A 16,175-nucleotide genomic window follows, 5' to 3' on the forward strand; every position below is an offset into this window, starting at 1 on the left:
AAGCACCTTTTTTATTATTGCGTTATCAGTGACTTTGCGCGCCACCAGCCCCTTTAGGGAAGCGGATGGACTCTACCATCTGCTGCACTTCGTCCGGGACTGCTGCGGTGAGTTTGCTGACAACAGTTGCCACCACAAAGTTGATTATCATGCCGATCATGCCGATACCTTCTGGCGAGATCCCGAATAACCAATTGTCCGATACGTTGGCTGCCGGATTAACAAATTTAAAGTAGATGATATAGGAAGCGGTAAAGCCTAACCCTAAGACCATGCCCGCTATCGCACCTTCTTTATTCATCGACTTGGAGAAAATCCCCATGATAATAGCCGGGAATAATGATGCTGCCGCAAGACCGAAGGCAAACGCCACCACAGCTGCCACAAATCCTGGTGGATTAATACCGAAGTAACCGGCAATCACAATCCCCACGGCGGCGGCCATACGAGCGAACATCAACTCCTTCTTGTCAGAAATATCCGGCATGAAGTTCTTTTTCAGCAGATCATGAGATATTGAAGTCGAAATCACCAACAACAATCCCGCTGAGGTAGACAATGCGGCTGCCAAGCCCCAGCAGCGACCAATGCAATCACCCATGCCAGGCAGATTAGCGATTTCTGGTGTGGCTAACACCATGATGTCGCGGTCAACATCCATCTCATTAGCACTTTGTGGATCGGTGATTTTGCCTTTGGCGTAGTACATCTTGCCGTCACCATTTTTATCATTCCACTTGATAAGCCCCGTTTGTTCCCAGTTCTTGATCCAAGAGGGCGCGGTGGCATGTGCAACCCCTGCCCATCAGCACCATTGATAGTTTCAATCATGTTGACGCGGGAGAATACAGACAACGCAGGTACTGTGGTGTAAAGAATGGCAATAAATACCAATGCCCAACCGGTACTGGTACGCGCATCCTTAACTTTAGGTACAGTAAAGAAACGCACGATTACATGTGGCAAACCAGCAGTTCCCACCATCAGCGCGGCAGTAATCGCAAACACATCGATAGTACTCTTGGCACCTTCGGTATATTCGTTGAAGCCAAGTTGCGTGGATAGGCCATCTAGTTTTTGCAGTAGATAGACGCCGGTATCATTACCCGCGGCATCCACTACGGTGGAACCAAAACCAATCTGTGGCAATACATGGCCGGTCATCATCACCGAGATGAAGATAGCGGGTACCATGAAGGCAAAGATCAGTACGCAGTATTGGGCTACCTGAGTGTAAGTAATACCTTTCATACCACCTAACACAGCGTAGAAAAATACCACCGCCATACCGATATAAACGCCGGTATCCACATCCACTTCGAGGAAGCGGGAGAATACCACCCCAACACCACGCATCTGCCCGGCAATATAGGTAAAACAGATGAAGATGGCACACACCACAGCCACCACGCGCGCGGTCTGCGAGTAATAACGTTCCCCGATAAAATCTGGGACGGTAAATTTACCAAACTTTCTCAAGTAAGGCGCAATACACAGCGCCAGCAGTACATAACCGCCAGTCCAGCCCATCAAGTAAACACTGCCGTCATATCCCACAAACGAGATGATCCCCGCCATTGAGATAAATGACGCCGCAGACATCCAGTCTGCCGCAGTGGCCATACCGTTCATCACTGGTGGGACCCCACCACCAGCAACATAAAAATCTTTGGTAGAGCCGGCTCTGGACCAGATGGCAATACCAATGTAGAGCGCGAACGACAACCCTACAATCAGAAATGTCAGTGCTTGAACATCCATAGTCTGCTCCCCTTAGTCTTCGTGTACGTTATATTTTTTATCTAAGGCGTTCGCTTTGAAGGCGTAGATAAAAATCAGCGCCACGAACACATAAATGGAACCTTGCTGCGCAAACCAGAAGCCCAGTTTGAACCCCATGAAGTGAATATTGTTCAGCACATCTGCAAACAAAATTCCGCAACCATAGGACACGACGAACCAGACAGCCAGCAGTCCCAGCACCAGACGCAAGTTCTCACGCCAGTAGCTAAGTGCCTTTTCGTTATTTTCAAAGCCCATGTGCGACTCCCCATTACTAATCGTTATTAAGTCACATTTAATCTAGCAACCGCGACTTGGCTCACAATCAAGACCTTAGTCTAACCAACGTGCTACAACTGTTTAACACAGTTAGAAATCATATATAAATCATATGGTAAAAAAAATTAGAAAAAAATGATTGATAAGAATTTAGTCGTAGAGTTAGACCAATGTCGAACAGCGAACACGTTGAAAAAGACAAAAAAGACCGGCAAAAGCCGGTCATAGTGCAGAGATAATTGTGATTAATCGGGTTTATTGGCGAGATAAAGGATCAGTTCTGATAGCGCTTGTGCATCTGATACTGACGCTTTAATCAAGTACTTTCCATTGACCAATAAAGACGGTACACCGCGGATCTGCGCCAGTTGCGTCTGCGCTTCATAGTTTTCTAGCGCCAGTTTGGCATCGGCAGAGCCTATGGTCTTTTGCAATACGGTTTTATCAATCCCCTGCTCCACAAAAAAGGCCTCAAGATCGGCCTCGGTGCTAAAGGGCTGATGTTGTTCGTGGATCCGTGCAAAAATTTTGCTATGTACTTGATTCACAATTTTAAATTTCTGAGCCAAATAATAGGCTTGCTGACTCAAGATCCACGCTGGACGATGGGCGCCAACCGGAGTTCGCACTAAGGCGACTTTTCCCTTAAGCAGTTGCGCCGTTTTTTCGATAAGCGGATCCTGATGATAGCAATGAGGGCAGTTGTACGAAAAAACTCCCTGACCACAGGTTTAGTGGCCTCTGGAATACCGGTCACCGTAATATAATCTTGGCCTTCTTGGTATTCTGCCGCAGCGGCCGGGATAAGCGTGGCGCTCAACAGCAGTACCGCTGCCGTGATTTTGGCCATAGATGAAAACAGCATTGTTCCCCCTCGTTAGATAACCTATCAACTAAATGCTACTGCTACATGCTTGCAGCAGTGAGTTGGCGTCAGTATATCGATAACTAAAACCAAGATCCCGGCAAATAAATGAACCATCGATGCGTTTGCCTGCGGTGGCGGGCTCCTCAACAAATTGTGGTAACGCTAATCCCAACTGTTGGGCCGCCAGACCATAAAATGTCTGTTTGTCTGCCACTAAAGGTGCGCACAGGTTATAAACTGCGGCCGGAGTCGGCGCCTCCAGAATAGTCATCACCGCAGCAATACAATCAGCAAGATGCACTAGATTTACGGCTTGCGAGGCGCCCGTCAACCCGGTGCGGCCGGCCATAAATCTCCCTGGATGCCGTCCCGGCCCAACCAAACCGGCAAAGCGTACTATGGTTACTGTCCGTTGAGGCGATGCCAACTGTTGGAACATCTGTTCGGCCTGTTGCAACACCGCACTTCCCCCTTCAGTAGCTGGGAGCAGATCGGTTTCGGTCAAAAGCCCCTGTTGCTGTTGATAAGCACTGGTACTGCTGACAAACACCAGCCGTTGCACGGCGCTTTCTTTCACCAAGGCCACCAGTTGCGCCAGCTTGCCTAAGTAATCATTATCCCCGCGCCTCAACCCCGGTGGAATATTGACCACTAAGGCGTCACATTCCTCTAATAATTGGCTGGGCAGCGGCACCTTGGCTTGCAACGCCAACACCACCCCACGAATACCGGTAGCGGTTAAAGTCGCTGCGCCTTCTGCTGTTGTTTTACTGCCAGTCACAGCAAATCCCGCCTGTTGCAGCGCTTTTGCTAGCGGCCAACCAAACCAGCCACAGCCAAATACAGCAATATGTTTCAAGTCTGTCTCCTGTTTATTTTTATATTGTGTGGTCACTATCCTGCACCACTATCACTGCTGACAAAAATAAAAACTGATCCCCGCGCCGGGACGTAGGGTTTTGCGCGCACCTTCGCTGAGTTCATCAAGCTTCAGCACGCTGTCTACGCTATTCTCTTCTTGTTGCAAAAAGCGATAACGACCTTTACTGCCATCACGCTGACAGCTCCAGACCTGCGGATGTTTAACATCATCGCTGGTCACCACCACCTTTGCCAACGAATCATCGGTTAATTTCACCAGCGTCCCTGGTGGATAGATACCAAGCACTTTTACCAGCGCCTGGATTAAGGTTTCACTGTGTTGGGCAGCTCGGGTCTTGAAAAGATATCCTAAGGCGAGCTGTGGCGATACCATCTCTTCGCGCCATAGCAGGCTATCGTAGTCATTCACGAGCGATACTATCTGGGTAGTGATACTGAGTTGTTCAGCGGTTAAGCCATCGGGAAAACCACTGCCATCAATAAATTCATGATGATGCAGCACGATATCGAGGACATCGGCATTGAACATACCGCTACGTCTGAGCAGTTCACAACCATATTGAGGGTGCATGGCGATAAAATTCTTTTCTGGCTCCGTCAAGGCACCACGTTTATTACGGATCACTTCAGGAACCCTGAGTTTGCCAATATCGTGCAATAACGCACCGGTTGCCAGCGTACGTATCTGCGGTTTGGGCAGTTGTAGCCCTTTAGCTATCATCATTGATAACGCGGCCACCGAAACTCCGTGCATAGTTGGGGTCGCCTGGGGTTCACCAGAAGTTACCAGGGCCAACTTTACCTGCTCCGCGCCATAGAGCTGCTCAAGCATGGTTTCCACCAACACCGAAGTTTCTCGGCTTGCCCCTTCTGGATCACTGGCTATTTTGCCAAACGCGCCCCGGATCCCATTAATCGTGCCGATAAACTGGTTCTGACTCTGGCGAATATGTTTGCGTGCCAGTTTTTCCTGTTCGGACATTTCGGCATTGGTGTTCTTAGACTTGCGCACGGCTTGTGTCTGTGGGGATGCGGTCTTGGGGGTTCCCGACAGCAAGATGACATAAGACACGCCCAACTGCTGGATCATCTTAATCTGAGCATCAGAGCTGATCTCAATTTTATTGAACAGAAAGGGATGATCCATCCATGACAGTGGTAACTTGACCGTAATCCCCTTCTGCAACTGCGATACCGGCAGATGGATCTCTTCGGTTTTTGCCACGTGAGACTCCCCTATTGCTGCATGTAACGTGTTGCGCTTGAACAGGCCAATATTGCACGAATTTTACAACTATAGTTCAAGCGCCTGAATAAGGAAGAATTTCACAATAAAAATATGATATCACAGAACTTTTGTATAAAAATGCCGCTACTTATTCGCGGTTTCAACCGACGGTTGCCAATCAGCAACATAGGCTTTGAGATGCCGAGAGCGATGTAAGTACAGCGCTGACCAGAACAGCAATAAACCATCTAGCGCCATCGGCCACTCAAACAGAAAATGTGCGTGACTCAAGCGCGTGAACAGTAGCACCGCCTCTAATCCTAGCAAGGCCGCCAATAACATCCGGATGGCACTAAAAACGCCACGGCACCATAACGGCTTACGGCGGCGTTCTGCAATGGTCAGGCAAAACACCAGCACGGCGCCACTACCGGCCGCCAACGCCGTTAAAAAATCGACTTTCTCTGGATAAAACAGCTTCACCAATTCAGCACGATCGCTGGCGATGGTTAATGACATGACAAAGATCGCCCAGCCGCGAGCTAGAAATAACAATAGCAGATACAGCATTAATGGCGGCCGCACGTGTCCGTGATCATCAAGCCAGTGAACATCCTCAATGTTGAACATCATAATTCCGCAAAGTCGGGGGCAGGAACAGATAACATGGCGCTATCTTAAGCCTTTTCAAGTCCAACACGTAAAAATGCACATCAACCATTGAGCAGTGTTAATAGCTGTTGCTCATCTATCACCCGAACCCCTAACTCGCTGGCTTTTGCCAACTTAGAACCGGCGGCCTCGCCAGCAACCACGCAGGTGGTATTTTTAGAGACACTGCCAGCTACTTTGGCACCGAGCGCTTCCAGCTTGGCTTTGGCATCACTGCGACTAAATTGTGTCAGAGTGCCCGTCAAAACCCATGTTTGGCCTTTCAAAGGTTGGGTATCTTCATCGGGCGTTTCAATAGCAGGCCAATGGATACCAATATCCCCCAACAAGGCGTCAATCACCTGCTGGTTATGCGGCTGCGCAAAAATGCACGACGTGCTGCGCCACTACATTACCCACATCTTCCACCGCCATTAACTGTTCAACGCTTGCCTGCCGCAATGCATCTAAGGTTTTAAAATGGTTGGCTAGGTTGGCTGCGGTGGCTTCCCCTACTTCACGGATCCCCAAGGAATAAAGGAATTTGGGCAAGGTTGTAGACTTGGCAGCCACCAGTGCAGCTTTAAGGTTTTCCGCCGATTTAATGCCCATGCGTTCCAATGATGCCAAGGTAGAAACGCTGAGCCGGAATAGATCGGCTGGGCTGGCTATCAACTCTTTATCGATCAGTTGCTCAACGATTTTATCGCCAAGCCCATCGATATCCATCGCTTTACGTGAAGCAAAGTGTTTGATCGACTCTTTACGCTGTGCTTTACAGACCAAGCCGCCACTACAACGGGCAACCGCTTCGCCTTCAATGCGTTCCACCAGCGAGCCACATACCGGACAGTCGTGCGGGAACAGGATTGGCTCAGCATCGGCGGGACGCTTTTCTAGCACAACCGCGACCACTTGCGGGATCACATCACCCGCGCGGCGAATAATCACGGTATCGCCAACTTTTACGCCCAAACGCTCGATTTCATCGGCATTATGCAAGGTGGCATTAGACACAGTAACACCGCCAACAAACACGGGTTTCAAGCGCGCTACCGGCGTTACTGCACCAGTACGCCCCACCTGAAAATCTACGCCTTCCAGCACTGTCATCTCTTCCTGTGCCGGGAATTTATAAGCAATGGCCCAACGAGGCGCGCGTGCGACAAAGCCTAAGGTCTGCTGCGCCGCGATACTGTTGACCTTGAACACCACACCATCGATATCGAAAGCCAGGGTTGGTCGCCGTGTCATGATCTGCTGGTAATAGGCTTCTACTTCCGCCAGAGAATCAGCCAATTTAATTTCACTGCTTACCGGTAAACCCCACTGCTGCAATTGCGCCAATTGACCGCGATGGGTATCGGCCATGGCAAAGCCTTCAGGTTCAACAACCCCTAAGGCGTAGGCATAAAACGCCAGTGACCGTGACGCAGTGATCTTACTATCCAGTTGTCGCAAACTGCCCGCCGCCGCATTACGCGGATTAACAAACACCTTTTCATTACGCACCCGCGCGCGCTCGTTAAGTGCATCAAACGCTGCCCGCGGCATGAACACTTCACCGCGAACTTCCAGCAGTGGCGGATAGCCTGTTCCACGCAAGGTAAGTGGAATCGACTTGATGGTACGTACGTTTTCGGTGATATCTTCCCCCACAGCGCCATCGCCACGGGTTGCCGCCCGCACCAGCATGCCATCACGATAAAGAATACTGACGGCCAACCCGTCCAGTTTTGGCTCACAGCAATACTGCACGTCACCCACACGCTCACTGACGCGTTTATGGAAGGCTGAAAATTCCGTATCGTCAAACACGTTATCCAAGCTCAGCATGGGCTTAAGATGGGTCACCTGTTCAAATTTTGCCAACGCGGCACCGCCAACGCGGCGACTGGGAGAATCGGCGCGCAACAGATGCGGATTGGCGGCTTCTAAAGACTGTAACCGCCGCATTAAACGGTCATATTCAACATCGGGAATGGACGGATTATCATCCACGTAGTAACGGATATTATGTTCGTTGATCTCACGGATCAGTTGATCAATTTCTTGTTCGTTGGTGAGTTGCATAAAAAAGTCCGCTGAAAATAAAGGCCGCATCAGCGGCCTGTATCGCAAGTATTTATCATGGCGTTATGCGCCGAAGGAGCCAACTAACGGCTATTAACCATTCGCTTTAATACGTTCCAAGTATTCTTTCTTGGTGGACAATTGCCATGGATTGCGCTGGCCGTCCAGCAGTAAGGCATCCAGATCATCCGCCAGTTGTGATGCAGAATTGAGCATAATGGAAAAGCTCATCACCGGATCTGACGCGCAAGGCAGCGTCATGAACAACACCACGCCATGAGTGGTAAATTGTTCCATATCATCGGGATCGAACACCCCAGGTTTCACCATATTGGCTAATGAGAACAACACTTTGCCGTGTCCGGCATGATCTTCATGGCGATGAAAAATCTGCATATCACCATATTTGAAATTCAGTGCGAGCAAACAAGGCAGTAACTCGGCACCGCTAAGGGTTTTGCCAGGCCTGGCCACCACATGCAGCACCAGCACATCACGGGGTTCAACGGCAGCATCTTGCGCGGGTGTGGCAGATGCAGGCACGGCTGCCGCTTTGGCTGGCTCAGCGGTATCGCTGAAATCCGCTGTTGCAGTGGGCGCATGCTCATCAGCCAGCCCAAGTTCCATCTGCAACTCTTCTTCATAGAGCTCTTCGTCGCCCAGCAACGGCTCTTGCCGTGACGCTTTATTGCTTTTACGGGAACGCTCAGCCGAAGCCGACAATTCAAAATCATCTGCAATATCGTCGTCATCAGTTTCGACTAACGATATCGGCTCTTGTTCGTCAGCCAAGGGTTTGAACTTGTGGTTTTCCGGCCGTATCCGGTTAGATTTTAGTTTTGGGGGCTTATCATCCGGAGAGGTCTTACGAACTCTGACTTCGCCAATACCATCGGCGTCAAACCCTTCCTGATCTCTGCGGGCAGCCGCTTCCCGATAGACATCTGTCATCGGTTTTTCTTTCAAAGGCTTGGCTTGCTGTTTGCGAATAGACCAGAACCCGTGGACCAAAACGGCAATGATGGCTATTGCAGCCAAGACAGCCAATACCAGTCGAAAATATTCCATTGGTTACCTGTTATTCCTGTTGTTATCCTGCATCGGCCATGGCCACTGCTTCTTCAATATTGACCGCGACAATACGCGATACGCCAGGCTCATGCATAGTTACCCCTATCAGCTGATCGGCCATTTCCATGGTAATTTTGTTATGGCTGATATAGATAAACTGTACATTTTGTGACATCTCCTGCAGCAACCTGCAAAAGCGGTCCACATTAGCATCATCCAGTGGTGCATCTACTTCATCCAGCATACAAAATGGCGCCGGATTGAGCCTGAATATAGCAAACACCAATGATAAAGCGGTCAACGCCTTTTCTCCACCGGAAAGTAAGTGGATTGTGCTGTTCTTTTTCCCCGGTGGCCGCGCCATGATGGTGACACCGGTTTCGAGTAAATCATCATCCGTTAACGCCAGATAAGCACTGCCGCCGCCAAACACTTTGGGGAACAACTCACCTAGGCCATTATTCACTTGCTCAAAGGTCGTTTTAAAGCGACTACGTGTTTCACGATCAATGCGCCGTATGGCTTCTTCCAAACTCGCCAGCGCCTGATTTAAATCCTTATCCTGTTCATCCAGATAAGTCTTGCGCTCTTTTTGCTGTTCGAATTCGTCAATGGCTGCCAAGTTGATGGCGCCCAAGCGGCTGATACGATTACGCACGGCGTCAAGCTCAGCCTGGCAATTTGTCGGTGGCAGCTTCCGCTGGCAAATTATCGGCAATCGCAGATAACTGGATCTGCTGCTCCTGCAACTGTGCCAATTGACTCTCGGCTTGCCCTTTCAACCCTTCGCGACGTAACTTTAACGTGCTGATAGACTGAGTCAAGTGTTCAGCCTCTGCAAGCTGTTGTTTTTGCTTTAAAGAGAGACTTTCAGACTGTTTTTGTAAATCGGCAATCCGGGCGCGGGTCTGCTCTAATGACTGATGCTGTTGCTGCTGCTGCCGCAATAATTGCGCGAGTTGTTGCTCCAGCACAGCGATGGCATCGCCATCAACACTTTCGGGCTGGCGATTTTGCTGCAACTCCAGCAGTTGTTGCTGCAACTGTTGCTGTTGCGCCTGTTGCTGAGCCGCTTGCTGCTGCACCAAGGCCAGCGCGGTTTGCTGTTCATTCAGTTGCCGATTGGCATCGCGCAACTGCCGTTCAATGTCACCGAGTCGGCTTTTCAAGGCGATCCGTTGCGACGTTAGCGCCGAGGCTTGTTCACTAAACAGCCGATCGTCACCTTGACGCTGATAAAGTTCATCATCAGCCGCGAACTGACTTTCAATCAGGGCTTCCAGATCTAGCTCAACGTTGGCAATGCGATCAGTCAGCGCGTTTTTGTCATCCAGTAGTTGCTGGCGCTGCTGTGCCTGCTGCTGTGTTCTCGCCAATGCGTTATCCAGCACCATCTGGGCTTTTGCCTGCTGCAATTGCTGCTGTTGTAACTGTTGCTGTCCTTGTTCTAACGCCGTCACCGCCGCACGGGCAGATTGCTGCGCCCGCTGTGCCACTTCTTCCGCGGTAACCAGTTGTTGTTCCGCCTCGGTGATCATGGCGGCGAGTTTGTCCTGCTCGGCCGCCATGGCAACCAGCGAATCCTGATTTCCCTGCAACAGCCAGCAAAAATCTCGACCCCATACGGAACCTTCAGCACAGAGAATGACCGCTGCTGCTGGTAGTGCTGTTTGCAGCTTTTGCGCATCAGCCGCGGTATCAGCCCAGTGCACCTGGGCCAACCAAGGGCTGAGATTCACCGGCGCCGTCACCGGCCCCCAACGCTGCGGCTCAATGCGTCTAAAGCCCTGCTCACAACGCATCTCTGCAATGGCTTTAGCTAGCAACGGATTCAGCCATTGCTCAACCGTTGGTTCCCAGCCTGTGGCAATTGTGATTTCCTGCCACAGTTGCGGCAAGTCACCAACATCCGCTTGCGGCTGCTGCGCCGCCAGCCATTGGCCTAACATTTGATGGCGCGTCTGCAAGGCTGACAGTTGTTGTCGTTGTTCCTGTACGGCTTGCTGCCGCTGTTGCAGGCAACTTTGTGCCTCGGTTTGTTGTTGTTGCAATAGTGAGTATTGCTGCTGCAATTGCACTAGCTGTGTTTGCGCCGTAGCTAGCTGAAACTCCAACGATTGTTTATCGGCATCATCATCGATGGAGTCACCTGCCAGCCGCTCAGTAAGCCGCTGTAATTGTTGCCGGTCTTGTTCTAAGCGCTGTTTCAGGTGTTGCTCGCGGGTAGCGGCCAGTTCCTGCTGATGCCGTAATTCACTCAAGGCGGCGGTGGCCTGACGGGATTTTTCACTGGCTTGCTGCAGTTGCTCTTCCAGCGTTTCTAATTGGCCGTTAAGCTCCCAGTGAGTTTCATCCAATTGCTCCTGAGCGGGTTGCAATGTTGCGAGCGATGCCTGTAACTGCTGCTCTTTTTCGGTGACGACTCGCAACTGCTCTTGCACCTGTTGCTGCTGTGTTGTTATCCGCGCCAGTTCCTTAGCCAGATGCTGATCTTGCTCGCGCAGGAATTTGATCTGCTGTTCCGTCTTGGCGATGTCGGTGTTGGATTGATAATAATCCGCCACCTGCCGCTGTTCGACATCCTCGAGATCATCTTGTTGCAGTTTTAACTCGGTGAGCTGTAGCCCCAGATGTTCTGCCACTGTCTGCAAGCGCAGTTGTTCGGTTTCCAAGCGGGCGATTTCGCTATTTTCCGCTTCTGCCAATTGGTGCAATTCCAGATAGCGCATCACCAGCAATTGCGCGTGCAAAGTGCGCTCCTGCTGCTTGTATTCACGGTAACGCTTCGCGGCCTGCGCTTGGATGGTCAGTTTTTCCAGATGTTTGCCCAGCTCGGCGCGAATATCGCCGAGACGGTCTAAATTTTCCCGAGTGTGGCGGATGCGGTTTTCGGTATCGCGGCGGCGTTCTTTATAACGGGAAATCCCCGCCGCTTCTTCAATAAATATCCGCAACTCCTGCGGCTTACATTCAATCAGCCGCGAAATGGTGCCCTGGCCGATAATGGCATAGCTGCGCGGGCCAAGGCCGGTGCCCATGAAGATGTCGGTAATATCTTTGCGGCGACATTTCTGACCGTTGAGGTAATACAGATTTTCCCCATCACGCGAAACCTGCCGCCGCACCGCCAATTCATCATAACTAGCATAAGCGCCGCCGATACGGCCTTCGGTATTGTCGAACACCAGCTCTACACTGGCCACGGATACCGGTTTACGGGCATTAGAGCCGTTAAAAATCACATCGGCCCAGGAATCTCCCCGTAAATTTTTGGCAGAACTTTCCCCCAATACCCAGCGCACGGCGTCAATCACATTGGATTTACCGCAACCATTAGGGCCAATGACCGCGGTCAGCGGCTGCAAAAAGGAATTTTGGTGGCATCGACAAACGATTTAAAGCCCGCAAGTTTTATCTGTTTGAGTCTCATCTATTTCCGATGCCAATCGATTGAAAAATAACGCAGATATCTATCGACGCTGATGAATGTTAACGTCTTTGAAAAGTTCACTCACTTTAACAAAGCAGCATGCATTTTGTAACGCTTTTTATGTACTTATCCAAGATTTTTACTTGTTTTCGTGCGCCCGGTTACTCAAAATCTGCCATAGAACGTAGTGCTTTTTCAGGAGTTCCATTATGCCATCGTCACTCACGCTGAAAAAAGTGGCATCAGTTACTTTATTGATGGTTTTAATCTCATAAAGCGTCCGGGATTACGGCGCTTTGTGTTGATCCCTTTGCTAGTGAACTTGGTGCTCTTTGGCGTCGCTATCTATTTTGCGGTGCAGCAACTGGATGTGATGTTTGCTTGGATCCAAAACCATCTGCCTGATTATCTCAGTTGGCTGAACGTGATCCTCTGGCCATTAGCCGTGGTTACCTTGCTGGTATTGCTATCCTTTATTTTCAGCTCGGTGATGAACTGGATTTCGGCGCCCTTCAATGGCTTGTTAGCCGAAAAAACCGAGCAACTGTTAACGGGTAAACCGCTTAACACTGGGGGCGCTTTGGATTTGCTAAAAGATCTGCCACGTATTTTTAGCCGCGAGTGGCAAAAACTTAAATACTACTTGCCGCGCGCCATCATAGTGTTGTTGCTGTTTTTTGTGCCGGTTGCAGGGCAAACCTTGTTTCCCGTGATCTGGTTCTTCTTCAGTGCTTGGATGATGGCGATTCAATACTGTGATTACCCCTTTGATAACCATAAAGTGCCATTTCACGACATGAAATTTGCCTTACAACAAACCAAAGGCACCAGCGTTGGTTTTGGCGTAGCAGTGACGCTGTTTTCGATGATCCCGGTATTAAACTTTATCGTCATGCCCGTTGCCATCTGCGGTGCAACCGCCATGTGGGTAGAACGTTATCGCGACGCTTACCGCAATCCGCAAATTGCACCGGAATAAGTTGTCACATGTCTGAACAGATGTCCGCTACGGCGGACATTTTTGTCTGCGGTGGCCTATACTCAAGCGAAATACGTTATTTTCTATCGCGTTTTAAGTAGCGATATTTTTCTGTAATCCCCTTACATTACGACATCATGTAATAACTAAAGTGAATAATGAATAACAAAGATTCACTTCTCTTTGATATAAAGGGACTTATGCTTGGTGAGTGCAATTAAAGGAGCTAATAAAGCTATGAGCAAAATCTTCCAAGACAACTCTTACACAATCGGTAATACCCCATTGGTACGCCTCAACCGCATCGGCACTGGCAACATTCTGGCCAAAGTTGAGTCACGCAATCCGAGTTTCAGCGTCAAATGCCGTATCGGCGCCAACATGATTTGGGATGCTGAAAAGAAAGGTTTGCTCACCAAAGATAAAGAACTGATTGAACCGACCTCTGGTAATACCGGTATCGCTTTGGCTTATGTAGCGGCGGCGCGTGGTTACAAACTAACCTTGACCATGCCTAACACCATGAGTCTGGAACGCCGTAAACTGCTGAAAGCCCTGGGTGCCAATCTGGTACTGACCGAAGGCGCTAAAGGCATGAAAGGTGCCATTGAAAAAGCCGAAGAAATTCGCCTGACCGATCCAGATAAGTACATTATTCTGCAACAGTTCTCTAATCCAGCGAACCCAGAAATTCATGAAAAAACCACCGGCCCAGAAATCTGGAATGATACCGATGGTAAAGTCGATGTCGTGATTGCCGGTGTGGGTACTGGCGGTACTATCACAGGTATCAGCCGCTATATCAAAAAGACCCAAGGCAAAGCAATTACATCTGTTGCCGTAGAACCCGCAGAGTCGCCAGTGATCACTCAAACACTGGCAGGCGAACCTGTACAACCAGGGCCACATAAAATTCAGGGCATAGGGGCTGGCTTTATTCCTGGCAACCTGGATCTGGAACTGATTGACCGGGTAGAAACCGTTACTTCTGAAGATGCTATTGCCATGGCGCATCGGCTGATGAAAGAAGAAGGGATTTTGGTCGGGATTTCTTCAGGTGCCGCAGTGGTTGCCGCCGTTCGTCTAGCGGAACTGCCAGAGTTCAAAAACAAGACTATTGTGGCTATTTTGCCATCCGCAGCAGAACGTTATCTGTCATCACCACTGTTTGTCGGCCAGTTCGGCGATTTGGAAAACCAGCAGTAATATCCTCTCGGCTAAAAACAAACCCGCCAACATCGGCGGGTTTTTTAGTTATCGAGCCTTACTCTTGTGGTTTACGAGCTAATAACGTGGCAAAGCGTAACTTGATATAGTTGCCCTGCTCATCGCGTTTGTGTAACTCACCCACATTCTCGTTGTATTTAATGATATCCCAGCCAGCATAATAGTTAAGTAACTCATTAGCTTTGAAAGTAAAAGGGAAGCCTACCGTACACGGGAAGTCCTCAGTATCCATGGCTGACACAATCAAGTTAACACCACCTGGCAGCGTATGTTGCTGCATCTGCGCGATTAAGCCCGGCACAGTTGCTGGCGGTAAAAACATCAATACGACTGTGGATAGAATGAAATCAAATGCCCCTTGGATCTGCAATTCAGTCAGATCCTGCTGGCTGGCACGGATACCACTTAACTGTTCATCAGCAATCAACTGCTGCAGATACGCGATACTCTCGCCATTACGATCATAACCGGTCACATCAAACCCTTGCAGATGCAAATACAAACTGTTGCGTCCGTGTCCACATCCCAGATCCAATGCTTTACCGATACGCAAATGTGGCATGGCCGCCACCACTTCCGAATGGGTTTTGCTCAGGTCGTACTGTTTTTTGAGGTAATACTCCTCAGGTGCACAGAAAAACTCAACTGGCATTCAATATCGTCTGAGGTCGACGCAATCCGGTGCCACTGCTGCGGGGCAATCATTGGCGGCTGCCGGGTAACATCAAACTGATGTGATTCACTCACCTCACCCGATTCAGTGAGCAGTTCAAATGTGAGCTGACCTTGGCGAATGTTAAGCTGGGCCCAAGTGCCGGGCTGAGTGTTATGCTGCTGTTTAAAAGCATCTGGTACTGTGTCTTTATGCCATATCGGCAAGGTTTTATAACAAAGCAACTGTTCCATGGGATTCTCTTGTTCTACGTCAATAGGCAATCAATAACACCTTCAAAAACACAAAGCCAGTCCTAGGGACTGGCTTGTGCTTCAGATTGAGACGCTTGGCAGTATTAGGCTACTGGCTGAGCGGCAGTTTGGGCGGTTTCACCTTCCAACACTTTGCTGTCATTGGAGCCAATTTCAATCTTACGTGGTTTCATCGCTTCTGGTATTTCTCGAACCAGATCGATATTCAGCAGACCATTTTCCAGATGAGCCCCTTCCACAGTAACAAAGTCTGCGAGCTGGAAGGTTCGTTCAAACCCTCGTTCAGCAATGCCTTGATACAGGTACTGGCGCTCTGGCTGTTCAGTATTCTTGATACCTTTTATCAGCAGTTTTTCACCTTCGCTGGTGATCTCCAGCTCGTTCATCGCGAACCCGGCAACGGCCATGGTGATGCGGTAATGGTTTTCGCCCAGTAGCTCGATGTTATAAGGGGGATAACCAGCATTGCCATTATTGTTGGCGGCCAGTTCAGCTAGACGGGCAAGACGATCAAAACCAATAGCGCTGCGGTAAAGGGGAGTCAAATCATAGTTACGCATAGTCATATCCTCGTAAGCAATATGTAATTAAATTCGCGGGCCGAACCATTCGCACCCGGTTTACAGTGACCGCCCAATGGCGCGGTCGGTGTCACAGATGAGGTTTCATCGTTGACACTTACTAAATGAGGCTATCGAAACCAATTTCAAGGAGGAATTACTTGATTGCCCATTTTTTATTCAATTACAGGGCAAGCATGGCTAAGTTCAATGGTTAT

12 protein-coding genes and 4 pseudogenes are annotated in these 16,175 nt (G+C 49.6%); 2 read left to right on the forward strand and 14 right to left on the reverse strand.

Features of this window, described 5'->3' with window-relative positions; genetic code table 11:
• Positions 1 to 25: 25 nt before the first annotated feature.
• The 11 genes and pseudogenes from KHX94_RS00320 to KHX94_RS21625 all read right to left on the reverse strand — a co-directional run.
• Positions 26 to 1,761, reverse strand: a pseudogene (locus KHX94_RS00320) (sodium:solute symporter family protein).
• 12 nt (positions 1,762 to 1,773) lie between these two features.
• Positions 1,774 to 2,040, reverse strand: a complete 267-nt coding sequence (locus KHX94_RS00325) for a DUF4212 domain-containing protein (protein ID WP_133039975.1) — start codon at positions 2,038 to 2,040, stop codon at positions 1,774 to 1,776.
• A gap of 266 nt (positions 2,041 to 2,306) precedes the next feature.
• On the reverse strand, positions 2,307 to 2,732 hold the full coding sequence (locus KHX94_RS00330) for a DsbA family protein (protein ID WP_342345829.1): 426 nt from the start codon (positions 2,730 to 2,732) through the stop codon (positions 2,307 to 2,309).
• On the reverse strand, positions 2,690 to 2,926 hold the full coding sequence (locus KHX94_RS19970) for a hypothetical protein (RefSeq protein ID WP_244859261.1): 237 nt from the start codon (positions 2,924 to 2,926) through the stop codon (positions 2,690 to 2,692). Before KHX94_RS19970 ends, KHX94_RS00330 begins: the two co-directional genes overlap by 43 nt.
• Before the next feature lie 28 nt (positions 2,927 to 2,954).
• A complete protein-coding gene (locus KHX94_RS00335; RefSeq protein WP_213681949.1) occupies positions 2,955 to 3,788 on the reverse strand; it encodes an SDR family oxidoreductase in 834 nt (277 codons plus the stop codon).
• A 51-nt stretch (positions 3,789 to 3,839) separates the two neighbouring features.
• Positions 3,840 to 5,036, reverse strand: coding sequence for a cyclic di-GMP phosphodiesterase (locus KHX94_RS00340; RefSeq protein WP_213681950.1), 1,197 nt, complete (start codon positions 5,034 to 5,036; stop codon positions 3,840 to 3,842).
• Positions 5,037 to 5,183: 147 nt separating this feature from the next.
• Entirely contained in the window at positions 5,184 to 5,672 is a 489-nt protein-coding gene (locus KHX94_RS00345; RefSeq protein WP_213681951.1) for a DUF2919 domain-containing protein, read from the reverse strand.
• A gap of 80 nt (positions 5,673 to 5,752) precedes the next feature.
• A pseudogene (gene ligA / locus KHX94_RS00350) lies at positions 5,753 to 7,763 on the reverse strand (NAD-dependent DNA ligase LigA).
• Positions 7,764 to 7,856: 93 nt separating this feature from the next.
• A complete protein-coding gene (zipA, locus tag KHX94_RS00355) occupies positions 7,857 to 8,831 on the reverse strand; it encodes a cell division protein ZipA (protein ID WP_213681952.1) in 975 nt (324 codons plus the stop codon).
• A 22-nt stretch (positions 8,832 to 8,853) separates the two neighbouring features.
• Positions 8,854 to 9,805: pseudogene (locus tag KHX94_RS21320) on the reverse strand (chromosome segregation SMC family protein); the annotation flags it as partial.
• A gap of 651 nt (positions 9,806 to 10,456) precedes the next feature.
• Positions 10,457 to 12,264, reverse strand: a pseudogene (locus tag KHX94_RS21625) (chromosome segregation SMC family protein); the annotation flags it as partial.
• 187 nt (positions 12,265 to 12,451) lie between these two features.
• On the opposite strand from KHX94_RS21625, the gene cysZ reads away from it, so the two are divergent.
• Both cysZ and cysK read left to right on the forward strand, forming a co-directional pair.
• Complete coding sequence (gene cysZ / locus KHX94_RS00365; RefSeq protein ID WP_244859262.1) at positions 12,452 to 13,243, forward strand: sulfate transporter CysZ; 792 nt, start codon at positions 12,452 to 12,454, stop codon at positions 13,241 to 13,243.
• 237 nt (positions 13,244 to 13,480) lie between these two features.
• On the forward strand, positions 13,481 to 14,449 hold the full coding sequence (gene cysK, locus KHX94_RS00370) for a cysteine synthase A (RefSeq protein ID WP_213681953.1): 969 nt from the start codon (positions 13,481 to 13,483) through the stop codon (positions 14,447 to 14,449).
• 58 nt (positions 14,450 to 14,507) lie between these two features.
• Here cysK and tehB read toward each other — a convergent pair whose 3' ends face one another.
• The 3 genes from tehB to KHX94_RS00385 form a co-directional block, all read right to left on the reverse strand.
• Positions 14,508 to 15,122 (reverse strand): tellurite resistance methyltransferase TehB, encoded by a 615-nt coding sequence (gene tehB / locus KHX94_RS00375; RefSeq protein WP_213681954.1) that lies wholly within the window; start codon positions 15,120 to 15,122, stop codon positions 14,508 to 14,510.
• A complete protein-coding gene (locus KHX94_RS00380) occupies positions 15,062 to 15,406 on the reverse strand; it encodes a TehB-like domain-containing protein (protein ID WP_213681955.1) in 345 nt (114 codons plus the stop codon). The genes tehB and KHX94_RS00380 overlap by 61 nt, the downstream gene beginning before the upstream one ends.
• A 74-nt stretch (positions 15,407 to 15,480) precedes the next feature.
• On the reverse strand, positions 15,481 to 15,957 hold the full coding sequence (locus KHX94_RS00385) for an Hsp20 family protein (RefSeq protein WP_213681956.1): 477 nt from the start codon (positions 15,955 to 15,957) through the stop codon (positions 15,481 to 15,483).
• Positions 15,958 to 16,175: the final 218 nt, after the last annotated feature.

Origin of the sequence: Shewanella dokdonensis (assembly GCF_018394335.1) — a bacterium.
In the GTDB taxonomy this organism is placed as follows: Bacteria; Pseudomonadota; Gammaproteobacteria; order Enterobacterales; family Shewanellaceae; genus Shewanella; species Shewanella dokdonensis.